General features: G+C 41.8%; 19 protein-coding genes. 7 read left to right on the top strand and 12 right to left on the bottom strand.

The genetic code is table 11. The annotated features are described in order from the left end of the window. The first annotated feature begins 1 nt into the window (after position 1). A complete protein-coding gene (gene ileS, locus NIES592_RS01735; protein WP_073554743.1) occupies positions 2 to 2,878 on the top strand; it encodes an isoleucine--tRNA ligase in 2,877 nt (958 codons plus the stop codon). A gap of 203 nt (positions 2,879 to 3,081) precedes the next feature. Here ileS and NIES592_RS24875 read toward each other — a convergent pair whose 3' ends face one another. Beyond that, entirely contained in the window at positions 3,082 to 3,243 is a 162-nt protein-coding gene (locus NIES592_RS24875; protein WP_178379458.1) for a hypothetical protein, read from the bottom strand. Between the two features lie 252 nt (positions 3,244 to 3,495). Between NIES592_RS24875 and NIES592_RS01730 the strand changes: the two genes are divergently transcribed. The 3 genes from NIES592_RS01730 to NIES592_RS01720 all read left to right on the top strand — a co-directional run bounded on the left by NIES592_RS01730 (position 3,496) and on the right by NIES592_RS01720 (position 8,473). Further along, positions 3,496 to 5,598: a M3 family metallopeptidase gene (locus NIES592_RS01730; RefSeq protein WP_073554742.1), complete on the top strand. Its 2,103-nt coding sequence runs from the start codon at positions 3,496 to 3,498 to the stop codon at positions 5,596 to 5,598. Positions 5,599 to 6,137: 539 nt separating this feature from the next. Next, the gene (locus NIES592_RS01725; RefSeq protein WP_256678049.1) at positions 6,138 to 6,911 is read left to right on the top strand and encodes a DUF928 domain-containing protein; all 774 of its coding nucleotides are present in this window, start codon (positions 6,138 to 6,140) and stop codon (positions 6,909 to 6,911) included. A 710-nt stretch (positions 6,912 to 7,621) separates the two neighbouring features. Continuing rightward, complete coding sequence (locus tag NIES592_RS01720) at positions 7,622 to 8,473, top strand: universal stress protein (protein WP_073554740.1); 852 nt, start codon at positions 7,622 to 7,624, stop codon at positions 8,471 to 8,473. A gap of 107 nt (positions 8,474 to 8,580) precedes the next feature. Here NIES592_RS01720 and psbM read toward each other — a convergent pair whose 3' ends face one another. From psbM to NIES592_RS01695, 5 genes are all read right to left on the bottom strand, one after another. Next, positions 8,581 to 8,697: a photosystem II reaction center protein PsbM gene (gene psbM / locus NIES592_RS01715; RefSeq protein WP_009455495.1), complete on the bottom strand. Its 117-nt coding sequence runs from the start codon at positions 8,695 to 8,697 to the stop codon at positions 8,581 to 8,583. 108 nt (positions 8,698 to 8,805) lie between these two features. Beyond that, positions 8,806 to 9,105: a 2Fe-2S iron-sulfur cluster-binding protein gene (locus NIES592_RS01710; RefSeq protein WP_062249195.1), complete on the bottom strand. Its 300-nt coding sequence runs from the start codon at positions 9,103 to 9,105 to the stop codon at positions 8,806 to 8,808. A gap of 198 nt (positions 9,106 to 9,303) precedes the next feature. After that, positions 9,304 to 9,441, bottom strand: coding sequence for a photosystem II reaction center protein K (locus tag NIES592_RS01705; protein WP_009455491.1), 138 nt, complete (start codon positions 9,439 to 9,441; stop codon positions 9,304 to 9,306). A gap of 266 nt (positions 9,442 to 9,707) precedes the next feature. Further along, positions 9,708 to 10,823 carry a tRNA guanosine(34) transglycosylase Tgt gene (gene tgt, locus NIES592_RS01700; protein WP_071846766.1) on the bottom strand — a complete coding sequence of 372 codons (1,116 nt, stop codon included), beginning with the start codon at positions 10,821 to 10,823 and terminating at the stop codon, positions 9,708 to 9,710. 158 nt (positions 10,824 to 10,981) lie between these two features. Further along, positions 10,982 to 11,434, bottom strand: coding sequence for a hypothetical protein (locus NIES592_RS01695; protein ID WP_062249199.1), 453 nt, complete (start codon positions 11,432 to 11,434; stop codon positions 10,982 to 10,984). 436 nt (positions 11,435 to 11,870) lie between these two features. Here NIES592_RS01695 and cobS point away from each other — a divergent pair, with 436 nt between their 5' ends. Beyond that, positions 11,871 to 12,644: an adenosylcobinamide-GDP ribazoletransferase gene (cobS, locus tag NIES592_RS01690; RefSeq protein ID WP_073554739.1), complete on the top strand. Its 774-nt coding sequence runs from the start codon at positions 11,871 to 11,873 to the stop codon at positions 12,642 to 12,644. Between the two features lie 18 nt (positions 12,645 to 12,662). Here the strand turns inward: cobS and NIES592_RS01685 are convergent, their stop codons facing one another. The 6 genes from NIES592_RS01685 to NIES592_RS01660 all read right to left on the bottom strand — a co-directional run bounded on the left by NIES592_RS01685 (position 12,663) and on the right by NIES592_RS01660 (position 18,863). Next, complete coding sequence (locus tag NIES592_RS01685; protein ID WP_073554738.1) at positions 12,663 to 13,751, bottom strand: T3SS effector HopA1 family protein; 1,089 nt, start codon at positions 13,749 to 13,751, stop codon at positions 12,663 to 12,665. Positions 13,752 to 13,784: 33 nt separating this feature from the next. Further along, complete coding sequence (locus NIES592_RS01680; RefSeq protein WP_073554737.1) at positions 13,785 to 15,029, bottom strand: aminoglycoside phosphotransferase family protein; 1,245 nt, start codon at positions 15,027 to 15,029, stop codon at positions 13,785 to 13,787. 925 nt (positions 15,030 to 15,954) lie between these two features. Beyond that, positions 15,955 to 16,506 (bottom strand): DUF948 domain-containing protein, encoded by a 552-nt coding sequence (locus NIES592_RS01675; protein WP_073554736.1) that lies wholly within the window; start codon positions 16,504 to 16,506, stop codon positions 15,955 to 15,957. 16 nt (positions 16,507 to 16,522) lie between these two features. Then, positions 16,523 to 16,900, bottom strand: a complete 378-nt coding sequence (locus NIES592_RS01670; protein ID WP_016870832.1) for a YtxH domain-containing protein — start codon at positions 16,898 to 16,900, stop codon at positions 16,523 to 16,525. Between the two features lie 58 nt (positions 16,901 to 16,958). Continuing rightward, positions 16,959 to 17,267, bottom strand: coding sequence for a hypothetical protein (locus NIES592_RS01665; RefSeq protein ID WP_073554735.1), 309 nt, complete (start codon positions 17,265 to 17,267; stop codon positions 16,959 to 16,961). 198 nt (positions 17,268 to 17,465) lie between these two features. Beyond that, positions 17,466 to 18,863 (bottom strand): amidase, encoded by a 1,398-nt coding sequence (locus NIES592_RS01660; RefSeq protein ID WP_073554734.1) that lies wholly within the window; start codon positions 18,861 to 18,863, stop codon positions 17,466 to 17,468. A 280-nt stretch (positions 18,864 to 19,143) separates the two neighbouring features. Here NIES592_RS01660 and NIES592_RS24870 point away from each other — a divergent pair, with 280 nt between their 5' ends. Together NIES592_RS24870 and NIES592_RS01655 are read left to right on the top strand one after the other, a co-directional pair. Further along, positions 19,144 to 19,314: a hypothetical protein gene (locus NIES592_RS24870; protein ID WP_178379457.1), complete on the top strand. Its 171-nt coding sequence runs from the start codon at positions 19,144 to 19,146 to the stop codon at positions 19,312 to 19,314. A gap of 92 nt (positions 19,315 to 19,406) precedes the next feature. Further along, positions 19,407 to 20,006 (top strand): tRNA-(ms[2]io[6]A)-hydroxylase, encoded by a 600-nt coding sequence (locus tag NIES592_RS01655; protein WP_073554733.1) that lies wholly within the window; start codon positions 19,407 to 19,409, stop codon positions 20,004 to 20,006. The last annotated feature ends 267 nt before the right edge of the window (positions 20,007 to 20,273 follow it).

Genomic DNA, 20,273 nt, shown 5'->3' with positions numbered 1-20,273 from the left:
TGTGACAGAAACTGGAAGCTACAAGGATACTGTAAACCTACCCAAAACTAAATTTGATATGCGGGCAAACGCTAGCAAGCGTGAACCCGAAATCCAAAAATTTTGGGAAGAGAATAAAATCTACGATCGCCTATCTCAAAATAATCCCGGCGAATTATTTATATTGCACGACGGGCCTCCCTATGCAAACGGCTCTCTGCATATTGGTCATGCTTTAAATAAAATTCTCAAAGATATTATTAATCGCTACCAACTGCTACGTGGTCGGAAAGTGCGCTATGTTCCTGGTTGGGACTGTCATGGTTTGCCGATTGAGCTAAAAGTTTTACAGAATATGAAAGCTGCCGAAAGGCAAAACTTGACACCTTTACAACTGCGGCAGAAAGCGAAAGAATTTGCCCTAAATGCTGTCAATGAACAGCGTGATAGTTTCAAACGCTACGGAGTTTGGGGTGATTGGGAACATCCATATTTGACCTTAACACCGGAATACGAAGCCGCCCAAATCGGTGTTTTCGGACAGATGGTGTTAAAAGGTTACATCTATCGTGGCTTGAAGCCAGTACACTGGAGTCCTAGTTCTAAAACTGCTTTGGCAGAAGCTGAGTTGGAATATCCAGAGGGTCATACTTCTCGCAGTATCTACGCCGCTTTCCCAGTGACGAGTTTGGCAGAGGCGGTAAAACCTACTTTGTCAGAATTTTTACCAGATTTAGGTGTAGCAATTTGGACAACGACACCTTGGACAATTCCTGGTAACTTGGCGGTGGCGTTGAATCCAGAACTTAACTACGCAGTTGTAGAAGTTACTTCATCAGGAGAAGGTTTAGGATTTAAATACCTGATTGTCGCTGCTGATTTGGTAGAACGCCTGTCTGCGACCCTGGAAACTCTACTGTCAGTAAAAGCCACAGTTAAAGGCAAAGATTTAGAACACTCTACTTATCGTCATCCCTTGTACGATCGTGAAAGCCCGATTGTCATTGGTGGCGATTATGTTACCACTGAATCTGGTACTGGCTTAGTCCACACTGCCCCTGGGCATGGTCAAGAAGACTACATTGTTGGTCAGCGTTACGGTTTGCCCATTTTAGCCCCAGTTGATGACAATGGTAACTTTACCGACGAGGCAGGACAGTTTGCTGGATTGAATGTGCTTGGTGATGGGAACCAGGCGGTAATTGATGCTTTGACTAGTGCTGGTTCCTTGTTGAAAGAAGAACCCTACGTCCACAAATACCCCTACGACTGGCGGACAAAAAAACCAACGATTTTCCGGGCGACAGAACAGTGGTTTGCTTCTGTGGAAGGATTCCGCGCAGAAGCACTCAAAGCGATCGCTTCTGTAAGATGGATTCCCGCCCAAGGTGAAAATCGAATCACACCGATGGTAGCCGATCGTTCTGACTGGTGTATCTCTCGTCAGCGGAGTTGGGGTGTACCCATCCCGGTATTCTACGATGAAGCTAGTGGAGAAACACTGCTGAATGAAGAAACCATCGCCCATGTCCAAGCAATTATTGCCGAAAAGGGTTCTGACGCTTGGTGGGAATTATCTGTTGAGGAGTTACTACCCCAAACCTACCGCAATAATGGCCGTACCTATCGCAAAGGTACAGATACAATGGACGTGTGGTTTGATTCTGGCTCATCTTGGGCATCTGTACTCAAACAGCGTCCAGAATTACACTACCCTGCGGATATGTACTTAGAAGGTTCAGATCAGCATCGGGGGTGGTTCCAGTCGAGTTTGCTTACCAGTGTGGCTGTTAACAACTGTGCGCCATACAAAACTGTGTTGACTCATGGTTTTGCCCTAGATGAACAAGGGCGGAAAATGAGTAAGTCCCTGGGAAATGTTGTCGATCCGGCTATTGTCATTGAAGGTGGCAAAGATCAGAAAAAAGAGCCGGCTTATGGTGCTGATGTGTTGCGGTTGTGGGTATCGTCGGTAGACTATACCTCCGATGTGCGCCTGGGTAGCAATATCATCAAACAACTGGTTGATATCCGGAACAAAATTCGTAACACCGCTAAAAATTTACTGGGTAACTTGCATGATTTTGATCCAGCCAAAGATGCTGTACCCTATGAACAATTACCGCAGCTAGACAAATACATGCTGCACCGAATGACAGAAGTATTCCAGGAAGTTACTGAAGCATTCGATAGCTTCCAATTCTTCCGCTTTTTCCAAACTGTGCAAAACTTCTGCGTGGTGGATTTATCCAACTTTTATATGGATATCGCCAAAGATCGGTTGTACATCAGTACTCCCAATGCTTTGCGGCGTCGCAGTTGTCAGACAGTGTATTGGTATGCACTGGAAAACTTAGCCAAAGCGATCGCACCTGTATTATGTCACCTAGCCGAGGACATCTGGCAATATCTTCCCTACCACACTCCCTATAAATCAGTATTTGAATCTGGTTGGGTACAATTGCAGCAAAACTGGCATAATCCAGAACTAGCAACTTTTTGGCAACAACTACGGGAGATTCGCCTTGATGTCAACAAGGTATTAGAACAAGCTAGGGTGGAAAAAATGATTGGTTCCTCCCTAGAAGCAAAAATCTTGCTCTACATCAGTGATGCAGAATTATTAAGTGCAATCAAATCACTGAATGCTAGCAACAGCAACGGTGTAGACGAACTTCGCTACCTATTCATCACCTCACTTGTGGAATTGGTAGACGCACCAGAAAAACTGCAAGGTTCAAAATACAACTTGCAAGCCGATAGGTGGCGGATTGGTGTACTACAAGCAGACGGGCAAAAATGCGATCGCTGCTGGAATTACTCTATTCATGTGGGAGAGAATGCAGCACATCCACTGATTTGTGAACGGTGCGTGGCTGCATTAGCGGGAGAGTTTTAACAGTTATCAGTAGTTCCAGTCTGTGGGTAGAAAATCGAACACTCATGGCACACCGATACACACCGACAAACAACAGAAAGCCAACGCCAAAAACATCTGTGTTCATCTGTGTTCATCGGTGTTCGATATACTATCCCTCCCACCTCGCCACAATCTCAAAAAACTTGACACAGATACACACCGATAGCGATCGCTGTGCATGATTAGTTTTGTTGAGTTGAAGTCTCTAGCTGGAAGGATATATTTTTGAAAATCGAACACAGTGCAAGGCGATGCACACCGATGGGCGATCGCTGTGCATAATTGGTTCTGTTGAGTTCTAGTCTGTGGCTGGGAAGATATATTTTTGAATATCGAACACTCATGGCACACTGATACACACCGATGGGCGATCACTATACTTGATTAGTTCTGTTGAGTTCTAGTCTGTGGCTGGAAGGATATATTTTTGAATATCGAACACAGATGTACACCGATGCACACGGATGGGCGATCGCTGTGTGTCATTCTGGAATTTTCTACTATTGGCGATTGAATAGTGAGTAAAATCGCTACATTAGAAGGTGGAGAAAGAAAATCACAGTTGACCCACACAGAGCGGGTACTCACGTAAAACCATGAGTGTAAACGCCACGATTACAGATAATCCTTTATTGAAAGGCGCTGGTTTGCCTGACTTTGCGAACATCAAACCAGAGCATGTGGTGCCAGCGTTTAATCAGTTACTGGCAGAATTAGAACAAGAACTAACCAAGTTGGAAGCTGATGTTCAGCCCAGTTGGAGTGGTTTAGTAGAACCTCTAGAAAAAATCACAGAACGCCTGAATTGGAGTTGGGGTGTTGTCAACCATTTAATGGGTGTGAAAAATAGCCCCCAGCTGCGGGAAGCTTTTGAAACTGTGCAGCCGCAAGTGGTGCAGTTTTCTAACAAGCTCAGCCAAAGTCAACCAATTTACAATGCTTTTAAAGCCCTTGGTGCTAGTAAGGCTTGGGATAGTTTTGACTCTGCTCAACGGCGTATTGTCGCAGCTGCAATCCGCGATGCTGAACTTTCTGGAGTGGGTTTACAAGGTGAAGCGCGCGATCGCTTTAACGCTATTCAGATGGAGTTAGCGGAACTTTCTACTAAGTTCTCTAATAATGTTCTGGATGCAACTAAAGCTTTTAGCTTGACGCTGACGAAGAAAGAAGAGGTGGATGGTTTACCCCCCAGTTTGCTAAGTTTAGCAGCACAAGCGGCGCGAGATGCAGGTGCAGAAAATGCTACCCCGGAAAATGGCCCTTGGCGCATTACTTTAGATTTCCCCAGTTACTATCCTTTTATGCAGTACAGCGCTCGTCGCGATTTGCGGGAGGTGCTTTACAAAGCTTATATCAGCCGTGCAGCTGCGGGAGAGTTGGATAATAACCCGATCATTGAACGCATTTTAACGCTCCGTCAAGAACTGGCAGGGTTACTTGGCTACAAGACTTATGCAGAAGTTAGCCTAGCTAGTAAGATGGCTCCCCATGTCGAGGCTGTCGAAAAGCTCTTGGAAGAACTGCGTGCAGCAAGTTATGATGCTGCTGTTAAGGAATTAGAAGAATTAAAAGCTTTTGCTGCAAGTAAGGGAGTAGCAGAAGCAAATGATTTAAAACATTGGGATATTGCTTATTGGGCAGAACGCCAACGGGAAGAAAAATTTGCTTTCACAGCTGAGGAATTGCGTCCTTATTTTCCCCTTCCCCAAGTTTTGGATGGCTTATTTGGGTTAGTGAAAAGACTATTTGGTGTCACCGTCACCCCTGCTGATGGTCAAGCACCAGTTTGGCATGAAGATGTCCGCTATTTCCAAATCGCTGATGAAACAGGTAATGCGATCGCCTATTTTTACTTAGATCCCTACAGCCGTCCTGCGGAAAAGCGCGGTGGTGCTTGGATGGATATTTGTATCAATCGCGGTAAAGTAGCTGAAAATGGCGTGAGCAAGACTCGCTTACCTGTGGCATATCTGGTGTGTAATCAGACACCACCCGTTGATGGTAAGCCTAGTCTGATGACTTTCGCGGAAGTAGAGACTTTGTTCCACGAGTTTGGTCACGGTTTACATCACATGCTGACCAAGGTAGATTATACTTCGGCAGCAGGTATTAATAACGTTGAATGGGATGCCGTGGAATTACCTAGCCAGTTTATGGAAAACTGGTGCTATGACCGCGCGACTTTATTTGGTATGGCTAGACATTACGCAACAGGCGAACCATTACCAGAACATTACTACCAAAAGCTGTTGGCAGCCAAGAATTATATGAGCGGTAGTGCAACGTTGCGGCAAGTCCACTTTAGCCTGTTGGATATCGAATTACATCACCGCTATCGTCCTGGTGGTGATGAAACTCCTAAACAAGTGCGCGATCGCATTGCCACAACAACCACTGTCATACCTCCGTTACCTGAAGATGCATTCTTGTGTGCTTTCGCACATATTTTTGCGGGTGGTTACGCTGCTGGTTACTACAGCTACAAATGGGCAGAAGTACTAAGTGCAGATGCTTTTGCCGCTTTTGAGGAAGTTGGTTTAGAAGACGAACAAGCTGTAAAAGCTATAGGTAAGCGCTACCGTGATACAGTCTTAGCACTCGGTGGTAGCAAGCATCCAATGGAAGTATTCAAATCTTTCCGGGGTCGTGAACCAAGTACTGAAGCTTTGCTCAGGCACAATGGTTTAATAGCTGCTTAGTTATTAGACCGCTTGTGCAAGTCAAATAAATCTCCTCTGGGGTTGGGGGGGGAAATCTTACTTCCTCCCTGAAACGGCTACGGTGTATATACAAATCTTGGTGCAGTGTATCTATCCCACCTCGAAATAAATTGGAAGTCTGAAAGCTTAAGTCCTCTTCCAATAGACTCAAAGGGAAATTCTATTTAGTCCATGAAGGCGCGATATCGGTTCAGCAAAAGTATAGAAAAGGAGCTAGGTGAAAAATACACAAAGCTCCGAGTATGGCGCAGAAGTATAAGTAGGTAGGTTTATGGAGGACTACCCGCTTTTTGTCTCCACAAAATTAAAGTATCAGCTATGCAAAGCAACCACAATGGAAATAAAACAGTGGTGCAACAGCATTAATTTCCTTAAACCTTACTTTACACATGTAATTTCCCGTGGGAACGAGAGTAAATCAATTACGTCTGAACCTAGGTGGATACCGTCTTTGGTGAGACAGTTGTAAATTCTTAACCTGAATGTATCACCCAAATTACTTAAAAGTTAATCTGTCTTTGCTTCTAAATTTACTTCTGTGTGGTTTACCCTCGGTAGCTTTCACACAGACAATTGCTAAACCACAAACCCCAAGTAAACAGAATCGGCTCAACAACCGCAATCAGCAAAGTGGTAGCGTCCAGGTAAAGGTTCCGATAAAAACTCTTCCTGGACGTCGGGAAAACGGTAGCACACGCAGAGGCGGCTGTCTTTTTGGCGATCAACCGCTTATAGTTTTACTACTACCATCAACTAATCTAGGATTGACAACTGCTGCCTATCCTAAGTTTTTCTGGTACACACCTGACAATACCGCTCAAACGATCCTATTTTCTCTCTACAAAGTAGATGAAAAACCGCGTCCACGCACTTTAGTGTATCAAACGAACTTTAAACCCAGCACTCAGGCCAGGATCACCAGTTTGGCTCTACCTAACAATGGTAAGGTTCCACCTTTGGCAATCAACCAAACTTATCAGTGGTCTGTCTCTATTGTTTGTGATATACAAGACCCTTCTCCCCGTTCTGTTATTAGTGTCCATGGTTGGGTGCAACGGGTGAATATCAGTAATAATCTGGCTAATCAGTTAAAGCGATCAAGTTTAAGGGAACGCCTTTCTGTCTATGCTGCACAAGGTCTATGGTTTGATGTACTAGCAACAGTTGCAGAGTTACGCGCCTGCAACCCATTAGATACCACACTTTCTGATATTTGGACAAGTTTGTTACAGCAGGTCCAGTTAGATTACTTAGCTAAACAGCCTTTCTACCAACAGTGTCCTCGACGCTAATATCTATATTGAATATTGAAATTAACTAATTCGCTGTAGGGCAGGTGTAAGGGGAGAGATGTTTTTCCCTACACCCCTATTTTTTTAGGTCTAGACAAAAAATTTCGTAAAAGAAAAAATACTAAAATTTTTGAATAAGAAAATTCCATAGCGTAATTAAGTAAAATTTATTAATGAGTCTTTTTAATGTATAGAAAAATAACTAACAGCACAATTATATTTTGTCAATCAAAACATCTGGTTTATGAAGTAATCTATTGAAAATAAAAATTTTTCAATTTCCACAATTCAAAATTCCTAAAAAGGCGGATTGATCCTTGGGATCAATCCAAAATCCAAAATTGTCTGACTGTCTTAGCAATACTTAACAAGAGATTAATTAAAAAGCGTAAACATAGATTAAAAGTGATAAAATTCATAACCATTCATTAAGCTGATCGTGCAGAATTAAGAGTAAGCTAAATTATCAATAGCCTAGTTGAGAAACTAGGTCACTGGGTATCAACAAAAATAAGATTTAGTCAAGAGTTAATTATCAAAATAAGTAATTCTTACGATGTTAATTGCTAGTTCTTCATTGCAGTTAACAATTAATCAGGAACTATTGATGATTAACTATTGACCATGGACTACGTAATTTAGCAGGCGGTGAAAGTTAAAGCTGAGCCAATTACTAGAGAGCAAACAACTAGAAGCTACGGAAGGCGAAAATGATACAAAACATTTTGATTGCTGTCTCTGGATTGGGACACGCGGAAGAGATGCTTAAAACTTTGAAGGAACTGCCATCAATTCAGCAGGCAAAAGTTACAGTATTACACGTTGTTCCACCACAAAGCACCGCCGAATCTATGACAACGAAGTGGGAAGAAGGTGGGAAAATCCTGGCTAATGCGATTCAGTCTTTAGCTTTAAATCCTAGCCAAGTCTCTTCTATTTTGCGACAAGGTGAACCGAAGGATGTGGTTTGTCAAGTAGCAGATGAAATTGATGCAGACTTAATTATTATGGGTTCTCGTGGACTTAAGCGTCTGCAATCGATCTTAGCAAATTCAGTGAGCCAATACGTTTTTCAATTGTCCTCTCGCCCAATGTTGCTAGTAAAAGATGACATTTATGTCAAAAATATTAAGCGCATTATGGTAGCAATGGACAATTCCGATGCGTCAAAACACTGCCTGAATCTGGCTCTATTTTTGATTCGAGACATTAAGGGCGGTGAGCTAATCTTAACACATGTGATTACAGATTTGGGAGGTGAGCCTACATCAACCCAAGTTACTCCTGAGCAGCACCCTGTTTTAGCAGCTGCTGCTGCGGAAGCGAAGAAACAGGGGGTGCAACCTCGTTGTGTGTTAAGTATGGGTAAACCTGGTGAAAAAATTTGTCGCTTGGCAGAAGAATTAAACGTAGATCTTTTGTTAATTGGTTCTCCTGATCGCCGTCCTTCTATTGCTAAGAGTTTTGTTGATTTAGACCGACTTTTGGGTTCTTCTTTGTCTGATTACGTCAGGATTAATGCAACTTGTCCAGTTTTGTTAGCACGAACTGCTGCTGCTTAAATCAGTGATCAGTTAACAGCTAACAGTTGACAACTGAACAATTGTAAAAAACCCTTACACCATAATATGTAAGGGTTTTTTATTTTATACACAAAATACACAAAGCATTAACTATCTTTTTTACCTTCGCGGCTAGCTGTTTGAATGTAAAGAATTATTAAAAAAACAGCAGGAACCAGCACAAATAGAATGCTGGCTACAAACCCCAGGTCATTAACCTGCATAGTAAGAAAGCCTCTCTTAGATTCCAGTCAACATTTTTAGGATACCATCATCATGGCTTGGCTGAGTCATTTGTCATTTGTCATTTATAAGAATGAATGCTGACAATTCTATTCAGGCTTTGTCACTACACTTACTGGGCCATTAACCACCGTTTGACAGGCAAGTCGGTAGTTTGCAGGCTTTTTCTTTAAGAAGCGGTTTTCTGCTTGGGTAGGTGGTGATAAATTTTCCTGTCCTTCGATGATCTCCACAATACAGGTGCCACACTGACCGTAGCCACCACAATTCATCATTTTTCCCCAAAGTTTATAGATGTCTATGCCGTTTTCTAAAGCTTTTTGCCGTAAATTAGCACCATCAGCAGCAATAATTTCTTTATTCTCTTTCACGAATTTGATGTTTCCCATAGCCTTATACCTCGTTGACTGTTTGCCTGAATGCTAAGACCGAATTTTTATCTGAGTTGGTGAAATCTTTCTTTTTATATTAGTTTACTAATTAATTTAACAAAATGTTAATAATTAAAAAATTTTGTAAACATAGCTTTGGCAAAAATTAAGACAGGCGTTTTGCCTGTCTCTTCAAAAATAGATAGATTGATTAATTTACCTGAAACCCACGGCTGCTTGCCAAACAAAAGCTAAGAGCAAGAAGAATAAGGGAATGAGCGGGAGAACGTCTACCAAAGGATCAAAAATTTGGAATGCTTCAGGCAGTTTTGCTAATAATAGTGCTATTTCCATTTTTGTTTAAATCCACCTATCCAACACAGCTTTCAGAATTGAGAAATATCTTAACACGGGATAGCCATCAGTAATTAGTCATTGGTTATTAATTATCTGTTTGATAATAAAAACTTTTGGGTTATGCCTAACGCCTGATTGGAATTTCAACAAAAAATTCACATCCCTTCCCTAATCTCGACGCCATACTCAGCTAACTATCCCCTTTTCCTCCTTTTCCCCCTATCTTCCTTCCCTTGAAATTTGAAGATTACTGAATTGAGGTTTTACTCCCGTGGAGTTAGCCACTCACCAAATTCTGCAACAAAGGTATCGTTCAATATTGCCTCTCGTATTTTTTGGGTAAAGCGAATCAATTCGGTGATATTGTGAATACTTAACAAGGTGTATGCCAAAATCTCTTGCGATCGCACTAAATGAGAAATGTAGGCACGGGTGAAGTTTTGACAAGTGTAGCAAGGACAAGTTTCATCTAAAGGCGTAAAATCTTCACGAAACTTGGCATTTTTTAAATTCCAGCGATCGCCCTGTACCATTGCCGTACCGTGTCTCGCCCAACGTGTGGGAATTACACAATCAAATAAATCTACACCAGAAGCGATCGCAACCACCATTTCTTGATAAGTACCTACGCCCATCAAATAACGCGGCTTGTGGTATGGTAACAGGGGCGCTGTTACTTGTACAACTTGATGAATTAGTTCTGGTTCTTCACCTACACTCACGCCACCAATGGCATAACCTGGTAAATCCAACTTCATCAAAGCTTCCGCCGCCTGAGCGCGCAAATCTAAATGCACTCCACCCTGAACGATGCCAAATAATGCTTGCTCCTGAGGGCGTTGATGTGCCTCAATACAACGTAAAAGCCATCGGTAAGTGCGCTCTGTTGCTGCTTCCACCTCTTGGCGGCTAGCTGTAGCAGGCGGACATTCATCAAAGGCCATGATCACATCCGCCCCTAGTGTATTTTGAATCTCAATGGATTTTTCGGGTGTGAATTTGATAATTTGACCATCGTGGGGTGAGCGAAATGTTACACCTTCTTCAGAGATTTTCCGCATTTCGCTGAGGCTAAAAACCTGAAACCCTCCGGAATCAGTGAGCATCGGCCCACTCCATCCCATAAACTTGTGCAGTCCTCCACCTCCAGCCACAATTGCTTCTCCTGGTTGCAGGTGTAGATGATAGGTATTGGATAGAACCATTTGCGCCCCTGTTTCTTTGAGTTGGGCAGGGGTGAGGGTTTTCACAGTTGCCAGTGTCCCCACAGGCATAAAACGAGGGGTTTCAACTACTCCGTGTGGTGTATAAAATAGCCCAGCCCGTGCTTTGGTATGGCTACAGGAAGCAAGACATTGGAAAGAAAAATTTGCGCTCAAGACAGAAGTAACCGTTGATATTTAAGCTAAGTTTGGTGAACTTAATCAAACATAACTATAGCTTGAGTTTGATAACTGTATCTTCTACCGCCCCTAAAGCTTTCAACGTAGCAACAGTTGCTGCGGTTAAGCCTGTAACACCTCAAGTACGCAGCAGCTTAAAACGGATCACAAGGATCATCGTCAATTTCTGCATCCCACCTCGCTGAGAGAACCTGTTCCATCATTGCTTCTATGGCGCTGACATTTAAGGAACGCTCGTGTCGCTCTTGCATAGGGGTAGAAAGAGGAATCAAGCGCAGACAACTTCCTTCTTGTATTAAGTCAAAGTAAGTTTCTTTTTGTGGTGACTGTTTTAATTCCAAGTAATCAAAACTACAAACGTTGAGATAAAGGGCATGGTTAGCAACGAGGGTGGATCGTTGCGGATTGGCAAATACTTCCATCACATTCCCTTCACCGTCGCTCTTGCACTCACCGTCTTGGGTGTAGGAATAGCGAACACGACCCAAATCTGTCAGTAATCGCCGCATATCGAGCTTGTTGACAACCACACCTGTATTGATGATGCATGGAGCTGGTATCTTGCTTTCGGGTAGATGGTGACTCATAATCCAATGGCTTTCGGAGTGTAGATGAAAACTACATAGCTAAACAGTTGATTATCCTTGCTGATTGACGCCTACTATTTAATAATTATCTAAGTATTGATCAATTTTGTAGGGTGATCGCGTAATTAGGCACAATAAATTATTTTTTGTTGACAAAACGCCAGAAAAGCGAATTTTAATATTTTCCTATTGCTTTTGTGACCCGTCCTGGTGTATCTAGTTGATGATTTCTATTTTTTACATAGTTTTAAAGTACTTTTTTATACTAATTGCCAAATATTTCACTGAGATAAGCATAACAAAATTTTTTGGTGAAGTTACCCATACCGGTAAATCTTATTTAAATTTTTAAAGAGGAATTTAAGGTTTGTGCCGAAATTAGGAGCGTCATTGTCACTTGTCATGAGAGTAATAACTAACAACTAGCGTAACTACTATGAGTCACAAGTGTCAGTGGTGGAAACAACTACTATTTGGTATCACAAGTGCCGTTCTATTTTATACAATACTTCCTGTACCATATATGTATGCTTGGGATTTCCAAGGAGTAGCCCGTTTTGCCCCTGTCATTGGACTAATGATAGGAGGAATTTTAGGGTTATTTGATACTTTGATGATTTATTTAGGTGTGCCAGTACTAACCCGTAGTGCCTTAGTAGTATGTGCTTGGATTGCGATTACTGGAGGACTGCATTTAGATGGAGCAATGGATTCCGCAGATGGGTTAGCTGTGGGTGATCCCAAGCGGAGACTAGAAGTGATGGCAGATAGCGCAACAGGTGCATTTGGGGCAATGGCGGCGATCGCTTTGGTGTTACTTAAAACAACTGCACTCACAGATGTAGAACACAATCGTTGCTTAATTCTCATGGCAGCTGCTGGGTGGGGGCGCTGGGGACAAATTATGGCAATAGCCCGCTACCCTTACTTGAAACCTACTGGTAAGGGTGCTTTTCATAAACAGGCTATTCGTTCATACAAAGATTGGCTACCGACCCTATTTTTATTAATAGCTGTGAGTGGTTGGCAAATTTTCCTCAACCGACATCAAATCTTTTTTGCCACAGTAATGATACTTGCTGGAATTGCGATTGCAATAAGTGTTGGAGCCTGGTTTAATCACAAACTAGGCGGGCATACTGGTGATACCTATGGTGCTGTTGTAGAATGGACAGAAGCTTTGTTTTTATGTGTGATGACACTATTGTGAAAGATTTTGGCTTTCTTCTCACATTAAAGGAATATACACATCCTCAGAACTAGGGTTAAGGTAGGGACGCTGTAAATCTATTCCCAAACGCGCAAAATGTTGGCAGATAGTTTGTATTCTTTGTTGGGTAGAATTTTGCCCTTTTTGCCAAGCTTCCAGTAAAGCATTAGCAACAATTTGGCAACGATTTATGCCAAAACTTTCTTGAACAACAAATTTTTGGGCTGGTTCTTCAGCTAAACTCAACCCTGGTGCTAAATATTTAGTAAATAAGGGAATTTCTGAATAAAAATGAGATTGCTGTTGTTTATACACAGCTTGTAAAACTTCTCGCACTAACCAGTAGTTGTGGCGTTCAAAGTAAAGAACCGCTGAATCAAAGCGTCTATAAGCAGAGGGATTATAAGGAACTTGAAAGCTAAATGCAATACCGGCAGTATTAAGTTGTAGTGTCAAGCTTTCCATGAGAGCGATCGCTCCGGTGGGAGTTAAATTAAAGTAGATCCGCCCTTCTCCCAAATCGCTATCAGGATTCTCTCCTAATTTTTGGGCAACATTACTAACTGCGACATAGCAACCATTTTGCAAGCGATTTTTTGGCATCCAAATATTGATCAAATCGCCAACCCGAACAGACCGGATCATTGGTTCTAAATGGTGTTCACTTTCAATGTGTAATGTCAAACCGCCTTTACTCACGGCTAAACTGCCATCTGGTTCGCGTCGCAACACCTGCCAACCAGGATCATAATAACCAGTACTGTGATTGTGAGAGTGCAATTGCTCATAGAATTGCCAATCAATCCCCAAGACGGAATTATTTTCTAAACTTTTGTGGGGTAAAAAATTGCTAGGTTCAGCATTGACTGCTAAAACGCTTTGCAAACAGCCATTGTAATAAATACCGTAGATAAAATTTCTGAGTAATAAAGTGAGATATTTATACTGTATTGCTTGGGAATGTTTTTGAAATCTTTGTGCCAATTGATTGGGTAAAGCAAAAGACTGATAGTTGGGATGGTAAATGCAAAAGTTAGCCTCGATCTGAATATTGTCGGCAATATCGAGTAGAGAACTTTGTAGATGCTGGTCAGAACAATCTAGCATGGCTTTGAATTTCCCCGTCTACCTCTATTTTCATCAACACCCGCGCAAACGGGTTTTACTGTAGTAAATTCGGACTAAATTCTGTTCCTTTTCGGTTTGGGGATGTTTGGTCAATTTCACAAAAGGTTTGATAATTTCTGACTCGGAGATCCCAAAAACTGTCATGATAGATTCTTGTGGTCTTGTGAGTAGACTTTTGGCAACTTGTAGCGTTACAATGCCAGTGTTATCAAAATATTTCCGGTTTTGAATTGTTGCTTGCAATTGCTGAATTAGCACCAAACCAGCATATTGCACTACTCGCTGGATGAAGTCGCAACGATACTCCAGAATACTGGGGAAAGCATCAAGATAAGCTTGAACTAAGGCAGCTATAGAAGGGTGAAGAATTTCTAGTGGTGTTGCTGCCAATTCTAGAGATTCTTCTAACTTGATGGACGGATCTACCACCAAACTTTCTAACCAAATTCTCAAATAGCTGGCTAATACGGTTCCTAAATCGAATGCTGGATCTCCCCAACTACAAGTTTTCCAGTCAATGATACGGATCAGGCAGTTATCTAGTTGTTCCCACCGAGAATGCACCAAGATGTTTTCTAATTTGAGGTCGTTGTGAGTTAAGCAGCAAGGTTGCCATAAAGATGCTAATTCTGCGATCGCTGCTTCTAAACTTTCATAACGTTGATAAAGAACATAAAACTTGAGTGCATCAGTAGGAACACTACCAAAAATATCGGAACTAAATGACTCTATTCCTTGGACTGGATTGTAAAACTGATAGCGAAATTGCCCTTGGGGAGCAGTTGCCATAAAATCACGATACTCACGCTGATTAAATGTAGCGCGATGCAGTACACCCAAGCTAGCACCAATGGCAGTGGCAATTTCTGGTGGATAAATATCTTTTTGTTGATAGAAATTCTCTAATTCAAAATATTCCGTTAGATAGTTGCGAACCAGTATAGATTGCTCTTCATCAAAATGAAGTAATGATGATCCGATTTCAGCAATGTTTCCTAAGACTGGAAACTGCTGCAACAACTGATGAAATAACCATTCATTAAATAATTCCTGGGGAATACCATTATGCTCTATTTTATGCTCCTGCTTTACTAAAAATTTGCGATCGCTTCCCACATTTACCAGTAAATTTATATTTTTCTTTTGACTTCCTACTATTTCACAGTCTGCAACAACATCATCCTCTGAACTACATAGTCCTAAGTTTTCCAGATGCTTGATCAGATGATGATTTGGAGAATGCAGTGAAAATATCATATATTATTTCCTAACTCGTAAAACTGCCTAGAGAAGTAGCTATCTTGTTATTCGCTTGGTTTAAGTAGTATTAGCTAAGTAGTAAAAACACGTGACTAAGAATATTGTTTGTTACTATCTACTAATATCTTATATTGTCAATAAAAACTTGCCAAAATGGCAATGCAGCCTTTACTTACCTTTAAATTTTACTTCTTGTAAATTTTAAAAATTTAAATACTTTGAATGATATATAGTTGATATTTGCTGGTTATGGATTGTAATTTATTGATTAATCACTACTGTACATCTAGGTCTGGACGTTAAACTTTTCAATCTCAATCACCGAATGTAAACTCAAACCTACTCCTATACTGAAGCTAATACTGCTACCTAGTCAGTTAAAAGTTGTTACAGATGCTATGGATTCACGTCTGTAAAAAAGTCAAAAACTCTTTCTTCTAAGCTTTTGACCTATATCAAGTTGTCCGTTGATTGCCGCGACCTGTACTAGATTGAGTAATTATATTTTTCAGTTTCAATAAACAGAGATGGACTTAAACTTACTCTCAAGAGCATTTGTAAGTACAGAAAATATTGCGTAGTTCTGGATGAACTTCAATTTTTTTGTAAATCTATTAGCTAGAAATAGCTAATTACTAAATAAGTAATTACCCTTACACTATATTATTTTTACATCACTGAACATTGATTTTGACTTCTTTTCATGGTTTTTAATAACCTGAATAAATAGTGAAAAAAACAGATAAACAACTTGAGAATGCAAGTTGCTTGATATTAAACACTTATTTTATAAAGAAATATTAATTCACCATAGAACCTTTTAGCAGTGTAGTAATTACTGAATCTATGGGAGAGGTGGGGAGGTGAGGAGGTGTGAGGAGTGGAAATAACAACTAATGACAATTGACGATTGACAATGACTTTATTCTTCTTCTTGCCAATCTTGGGTGTCATCACTTTCCCAGTCAGCAGTATCTTTGTAGCTTTCTTGATTTCGATACTGTTCTGATTTTTTGGGGCGATTGTACTGTCTGAGTGATTCTCTTTCTCTTGGTTTTAGTGTTCCTTTTTGATTCATCAATAAGCGATCGCTTGTTCTTTTTGCAGGTTTGGGGCGGGTAAAACTTTTCCATGCAGCTTTGACGCCAACAAATATACTGCGCGTATTGATTTGAATATTTTGAGCCTGCTGTTTAGCGCTGTTCAAACTTTGATCAACTTGTTTGACAACCCCAGAAGCACTTTTAACTCCTTCACTCACATCATCAGTCAACTCAGTAATTTCCAAGCCTGTCGTGCGGATAGCATCCAGGGTCGGTGGTAGCTCTCGCGAGAGGGTATCAAATAACTTTTCCGCACTACGAGCAGCACGTGCTAACTCCTGCAAAGCTGGTATAGCCACCACCAAAACAGCAGTTAGACTGATGGCCACCAGGAATATAGATAGTCCCAGCCAAAACAGCGGTTCACTCACAATTATGTCATTAATTTTAGTTATCTACATGCTTGGGAAGAGAATCTGAGTCAGCCACTGTGCTACTAGCCGGAGTTGGTGCGTCTGATTGATTTTTCCGTTTCATTGCTTGGCTTTCCCGTTGACTAGCATCAATACCGGCTGCGATCGCTTCTCGTAGTCGTTCTAAAGTCTCATCCCAGTTTCGCAGTGCATTGGCAGACAGGCGATCTGCCTGAATTTGGACACTAGTTGATAAATCTTCTGCCAATTCTGGCAGTGCGTCAGCCGATTTTTTCAAGAGTTTACGCGTTTCGCGCCCTGTACGCGGAGCCATAAGCAAACCAGTCAAAGCACCGATGGTTGCTCCTAGCATTAAACCGCCAATAAATACTCCAGAACGATTGTTAGACATTTTTCTTTTCTCTCCTTACACCCATTTTATGGGGTTTTCACGCCTTGCAAGCCCTGAATTATTTAACTTTTCTCGGAAAATACCAACGCCAGAATCTCTGTCCAACAGATAATATGCTATATATCTGCTGCAATTGTTGAATTTGTAGTTCTAGCGCTTGGTTTGTTTGCCGCAGGTTATGAATACTCTGTCGGCTGATGTCAAAAGCCTGGGGTGCTGGAGAAAATAACGTATGGCTACAACGCTCAGCGAGAATCAACCAGTTAGTGAGCCTAGTTAGTTTCAACCGCAGTCGCCATACTCGCCAAGTGGCGTACAGTAGGATTAGCGAGATGAACGTGTTGATTCCGACAACCACTTTAACCATTGCTTACCTTTTCCAGCACCAGCACTGAGAAAATTTTTTGGGCTTTACCGGGTTCTGACTTCATCATAGCGACAGAGCTTCAATTCATCATTTAACTTAAATTGAACCTACATCGAAAATCCTTGTAGAGCAATGGTTTGAGCAATATCACTGCTCCATCCTTCTTGGGGTGGATTTGCCAACGAGGTATTTTATGATTCAAGTAGCAAATGGAGGACGATGCTCAATCCAAGGTTTTGCAATTTCTATTTGAGCGGCTAAACTGATTAGAGTGGCTTCGGCGGCAGGTTTGCCAACTAGCTGCACACTCATAGGCAAGCCATTATTATCAAAACCAACAGGAATGGCGATCGCAGGTAGGCCAGTGGCATTGGCTGGTGGACACGGAGCAACCCAATTCACGATCTTTTGAAATGTTTCTTCCGGGGTGAGGTGCGCCCATTCACCCACAGAAATAGGTGAGTGCAAATATACTGGCAACACTAGTATATCTACTGAATCAAAAAAGGCGACAATTTGCCGCGACACCATCTGCATTTGATAAACTGCTTGCAGGTATTCGCCAGCAGAGCCATTGCGTGCTAGTAACCAACGATTCATCGGTTGCAAAACTTCTGGCGGAAGACCGGAAGTCGCTACGTTCGTTTGCCATATGGTCTGAAATGGTTCTACTAAACCGCTAAAATCCGGGCTTTTTTCTTCGACTGTATGACCAAGTTCTTCTAGTAACTTCGCTGTTTGCAGTACGCCTTGCTGACAATTACCATCTGCTGTACCAATCGGTGGAATGGCTGTACCATAGGCAATACGTAGTCTGCCAATTCTTTCTTTACTGGCAACCAAAAATGATGGTTCAGGATCGCTTAACCAATAAGGATCGCCTGTGACATAGCCAGACATCACATCTAAAAGGGCTGCTGCATCAGCCACAGTACGGGCAATAGGGCCATTAGTCGCAATTCCACTGAGGCGATCGCCTACGGGTGCATGGGTGACTCGTCCTCTGGCTGGCTTGATGCCCACCAAACCACAACAAGCCGCAGGGCCACGAATTGAACCACCACCATCAGAACCTTGAGCGATCGCACACAACCCAGCTGCAACTGCGGCGGCTGCACCACCACTAGAACCACCGGGAGTATATTCTAAATTCCAAGGATTTCTCGCTGGCGGAAAACCCGTAGGTTCTGTGTAAGGAAACGAACCAATTTCGGAAGTAGCAGTTTTACCAAGTAGAATAAACCCGGCTTGCTTAATGCGCGTTACTACACCATCATCAAAATCAAGAATGTTGTTGACTAGCGCCGGGCTACCAAAGGTACAAGGGACACCAGCCACCGGGTTAAGGTCTTTAATCGAAATCGGTACACCAAAAAATGGTGGTAGTTCATTGCTATTTGCCAACATTTCTGTCTTGGCTTTAGCATCAGCGATCGCTTGTTCTGCTGTGACCGTAAAATAACTTCCCAGATCCGGATTGAGGCGTTGAATTCGTTCTAGATATATCTGCACCAACTCTAACGGCGACACTTCCCGATGACGGATCAATCGTGCTTGTTCAAGAGCTGGGGTAAAGGCTAAGTCTATTGAGTTCATTAGAAAAAAGCAACTAAGGGCTAGAGACCAGGTAAAAAGGTATATTATGCATCCTGATATTTACATTTAATGACAATTACATAAAAAATACGTATGTCATGTCTTAGAAATAAATTTTTAGCTTATACCACAAATCTATTCACAGGGTTAAAAGTGTAACACTTAGTTAAGAATTTTTCAGTGAGAGCTACTGAATTGCTGGGTAATCAGCATGATCGCGATCACTTTGAATAACACTGAGGATGACTAATAGCACTAGTGCAGTGGGTTGATCGCATCGATGAATGAGCAGGACGCTTGCGGCGCTTTAAGTATAGGTTTTTGCTGCCTGCAAGCGATCGCTAAGGATGATGAACCGCCAAGTTGCCAAGAGCGCCAAGATTCTATTTTATATTTACCCAATAAAATAAAATCATCTCACAAATATGCAATACCAAAAGAATCAGTCTAATTTAGTAGACTTCAGCTATTAGCCCCAAATTTATTTGAGGACGGGATGTTGGACTCAATTTAAAATAAAGTAGAGATTTCTAAATTTTGACTGTGCTGTCTTCTGCTTTACCAACAATTAACATCCTCAAACAACCCACCAGTTCTGCTTGGGTAGAACAGGCTATATCTAATTTGGACATTATCCTCCTCGACCACGCTCAATGTGAACGCAAAGCTGCTGGTGTGGCGTTAAACTTGATATTTCGCTATCCTTCTAATGCCAAGATGGTGCGGGAACTAACCAAAATTGCCCGCGAAGAACTCGAGCACTTTGAGCAGGTAAATCAATGGCTAGAAGATAGAAATATAACCATGCGCCCCCTGACACCACCTCCCTATGGTGCAGGTTTAAAAGCCCAAATTCGCCCCAAAGAACCCGATCGCTTTTTAGATTCTTTGTTGGTTAGTGGTTTAATAGAAGCACGTAGTCACGAACGTTTGGGATTATTAGCTACTCATTGCCCTGAGCCAAAATTAGCGAAGTTCTATCATGGGTTGATGGCATCGGAAGCACGGCATTTCGGTACTTATTGGGTATTGACTGATACTTATTTTCTACGTGAAATTGTCACGAAAAGATTAGAAGAGTTAGCAATTATTGAGAGTGAATTGCTAGTGAATTTACACCCTGAACCGAGAATTCATAGTTAAGGTATCAATCGCATCACTCTAGCTAGTAAAGACTTTGGCGAACACCGATGATTTATCTGTGTGCATCTGTGTACATCTGTGTTCGTTATTCATCGATTTTGGTTGTGGCTGTAAGTCATCTGGTGAGTCCGATATTTTTTGGGAAGGCGAACACCGATGCACACGGATGGACACTGATGGTTTATCTGTGTGTATTTGTGTTTATTGCATTTGGTTTATGGGAATACTAATTTCGTGAGGCAAAAGTGAATCTGCAACACGAGGCAA

The sequence above is a fragment of the Fischerella major NIES-592 genome (assembly GCF_001904645.1).
Classification (GTDB): Bacteria; Cyanobacteriota; Cyanobacteriia; order Cyanobacteriales; family Nostocaceae; genus Fischerella; species Fischerella thermalis.
This window is presented reverse-complemented; position numbering and strand designations above follow the sequence as displayed.

What these genes read in the sequence shown, in the direction of transcription:
- NIES592_RS01695 (WP_062249199.1), bottom strand. Translation starts at nt 11,434, where the DNA reads ATGAGTCACCATCTACCCGAAAGCAAGATACCAGCTCCATGCATCATC.
- cobS (WP_073554739.1), top strand. Translation starts at nt 11,871, where the DNA reads ATGAGTCACAAGTGTCAGTGGTGGAAACAACTACTATTTGGTATCACA.
- NIES592_RS01710 (WP_062249195.1), bottom strand. Translation starts at nt 9,105, where the DNA reads ATGGGAAACATCAAATTCGTGAAAGAGAATAAAGAAATTATTGCTGCT.
- NIES592_RS24870 (WP_178379457.1), top strand. Translation starts at nt 19,144, where the DNA reads ATGAATGAGCAGGACGCTTGCGGCGCTTTAAGTATAGGTTTTTGCTGC.
- NIES592_RS01705 (WP_009455491.1), bottom strand. Translation starts at nt 9,441, where the DNA reads ATGGAAATAGCACTATTATTAGCAAAACTGCCTGAAGCATTCCAAATT.
- NIES592_RS01685 (WP_073554738.1), bottom strand. Translation starts at nt 13,751, where the DNA reads ATGCTAGATTGTTCTGACCAGCATCTACAAAGTTCTCTACTCGATATT.
- NIES592_RS01670 (WP_016870832.1), bottom strand. Translation starts at nt 16,900, where the DNA reads ATGTCTAACAATCGTTCTGGAGTATTTATTGGCGGTTTAATGCTAGGA.
- NIES592_RS01680 (WP_073554737.1), bottom strand. Translation starts at nt 15,029, where the DNA reads ATGATATTTTCACTGCATTCTCCAAATCATCATCTGATCAAGCATCTG.
- psbM (WP_009455495.1), bottom strand. Translation starts at nt 8,697, where the DNA reads ATGCAGGTTAATGACCTGGGGTTTGTAGCCAGCATTCTATTTGTGCTG.
- NIES592_RS01660 (WP_073554734.1), bottom strand. Translation starts at nt 18,863, where the DNA reads ATGAACTCAATAGACTTAGCCTTTACCCCAGCTCTTGAACAAGCACGA.
- NIES592_RS01665 (WP_073554735.1), bottom strand. Translation starts at nt 17,267, where the DNA reads ATGGTTAAAGTGGTTGTCGGAATCAACACGTTCATCTCGCTAATCCTA.
- NIES592_RS01720 (WP_073554740.1), top strand. Translation starts at nt 7,622, where the DNA reads ATGATACAAAACATTTTGATTGCTGTCTCTGGATTGGGACACGCGGAA.
- NIES592_RS24875 (WP_178379458.1), bottom strand. Translation starts at nt 3,243, where the DNA reads ATGAGTGTTCGATATTCAAAAATATATCTTCCCAGCCACAGACTAGAA.
- NIES592_RS01730 (WP_073554742.1), top strand. Translation starts at nt 3,496, where the DNA reads ATGAGTGTAAACGCCACGATTACAGATAATCCTTTATTGAAAGGCGCT.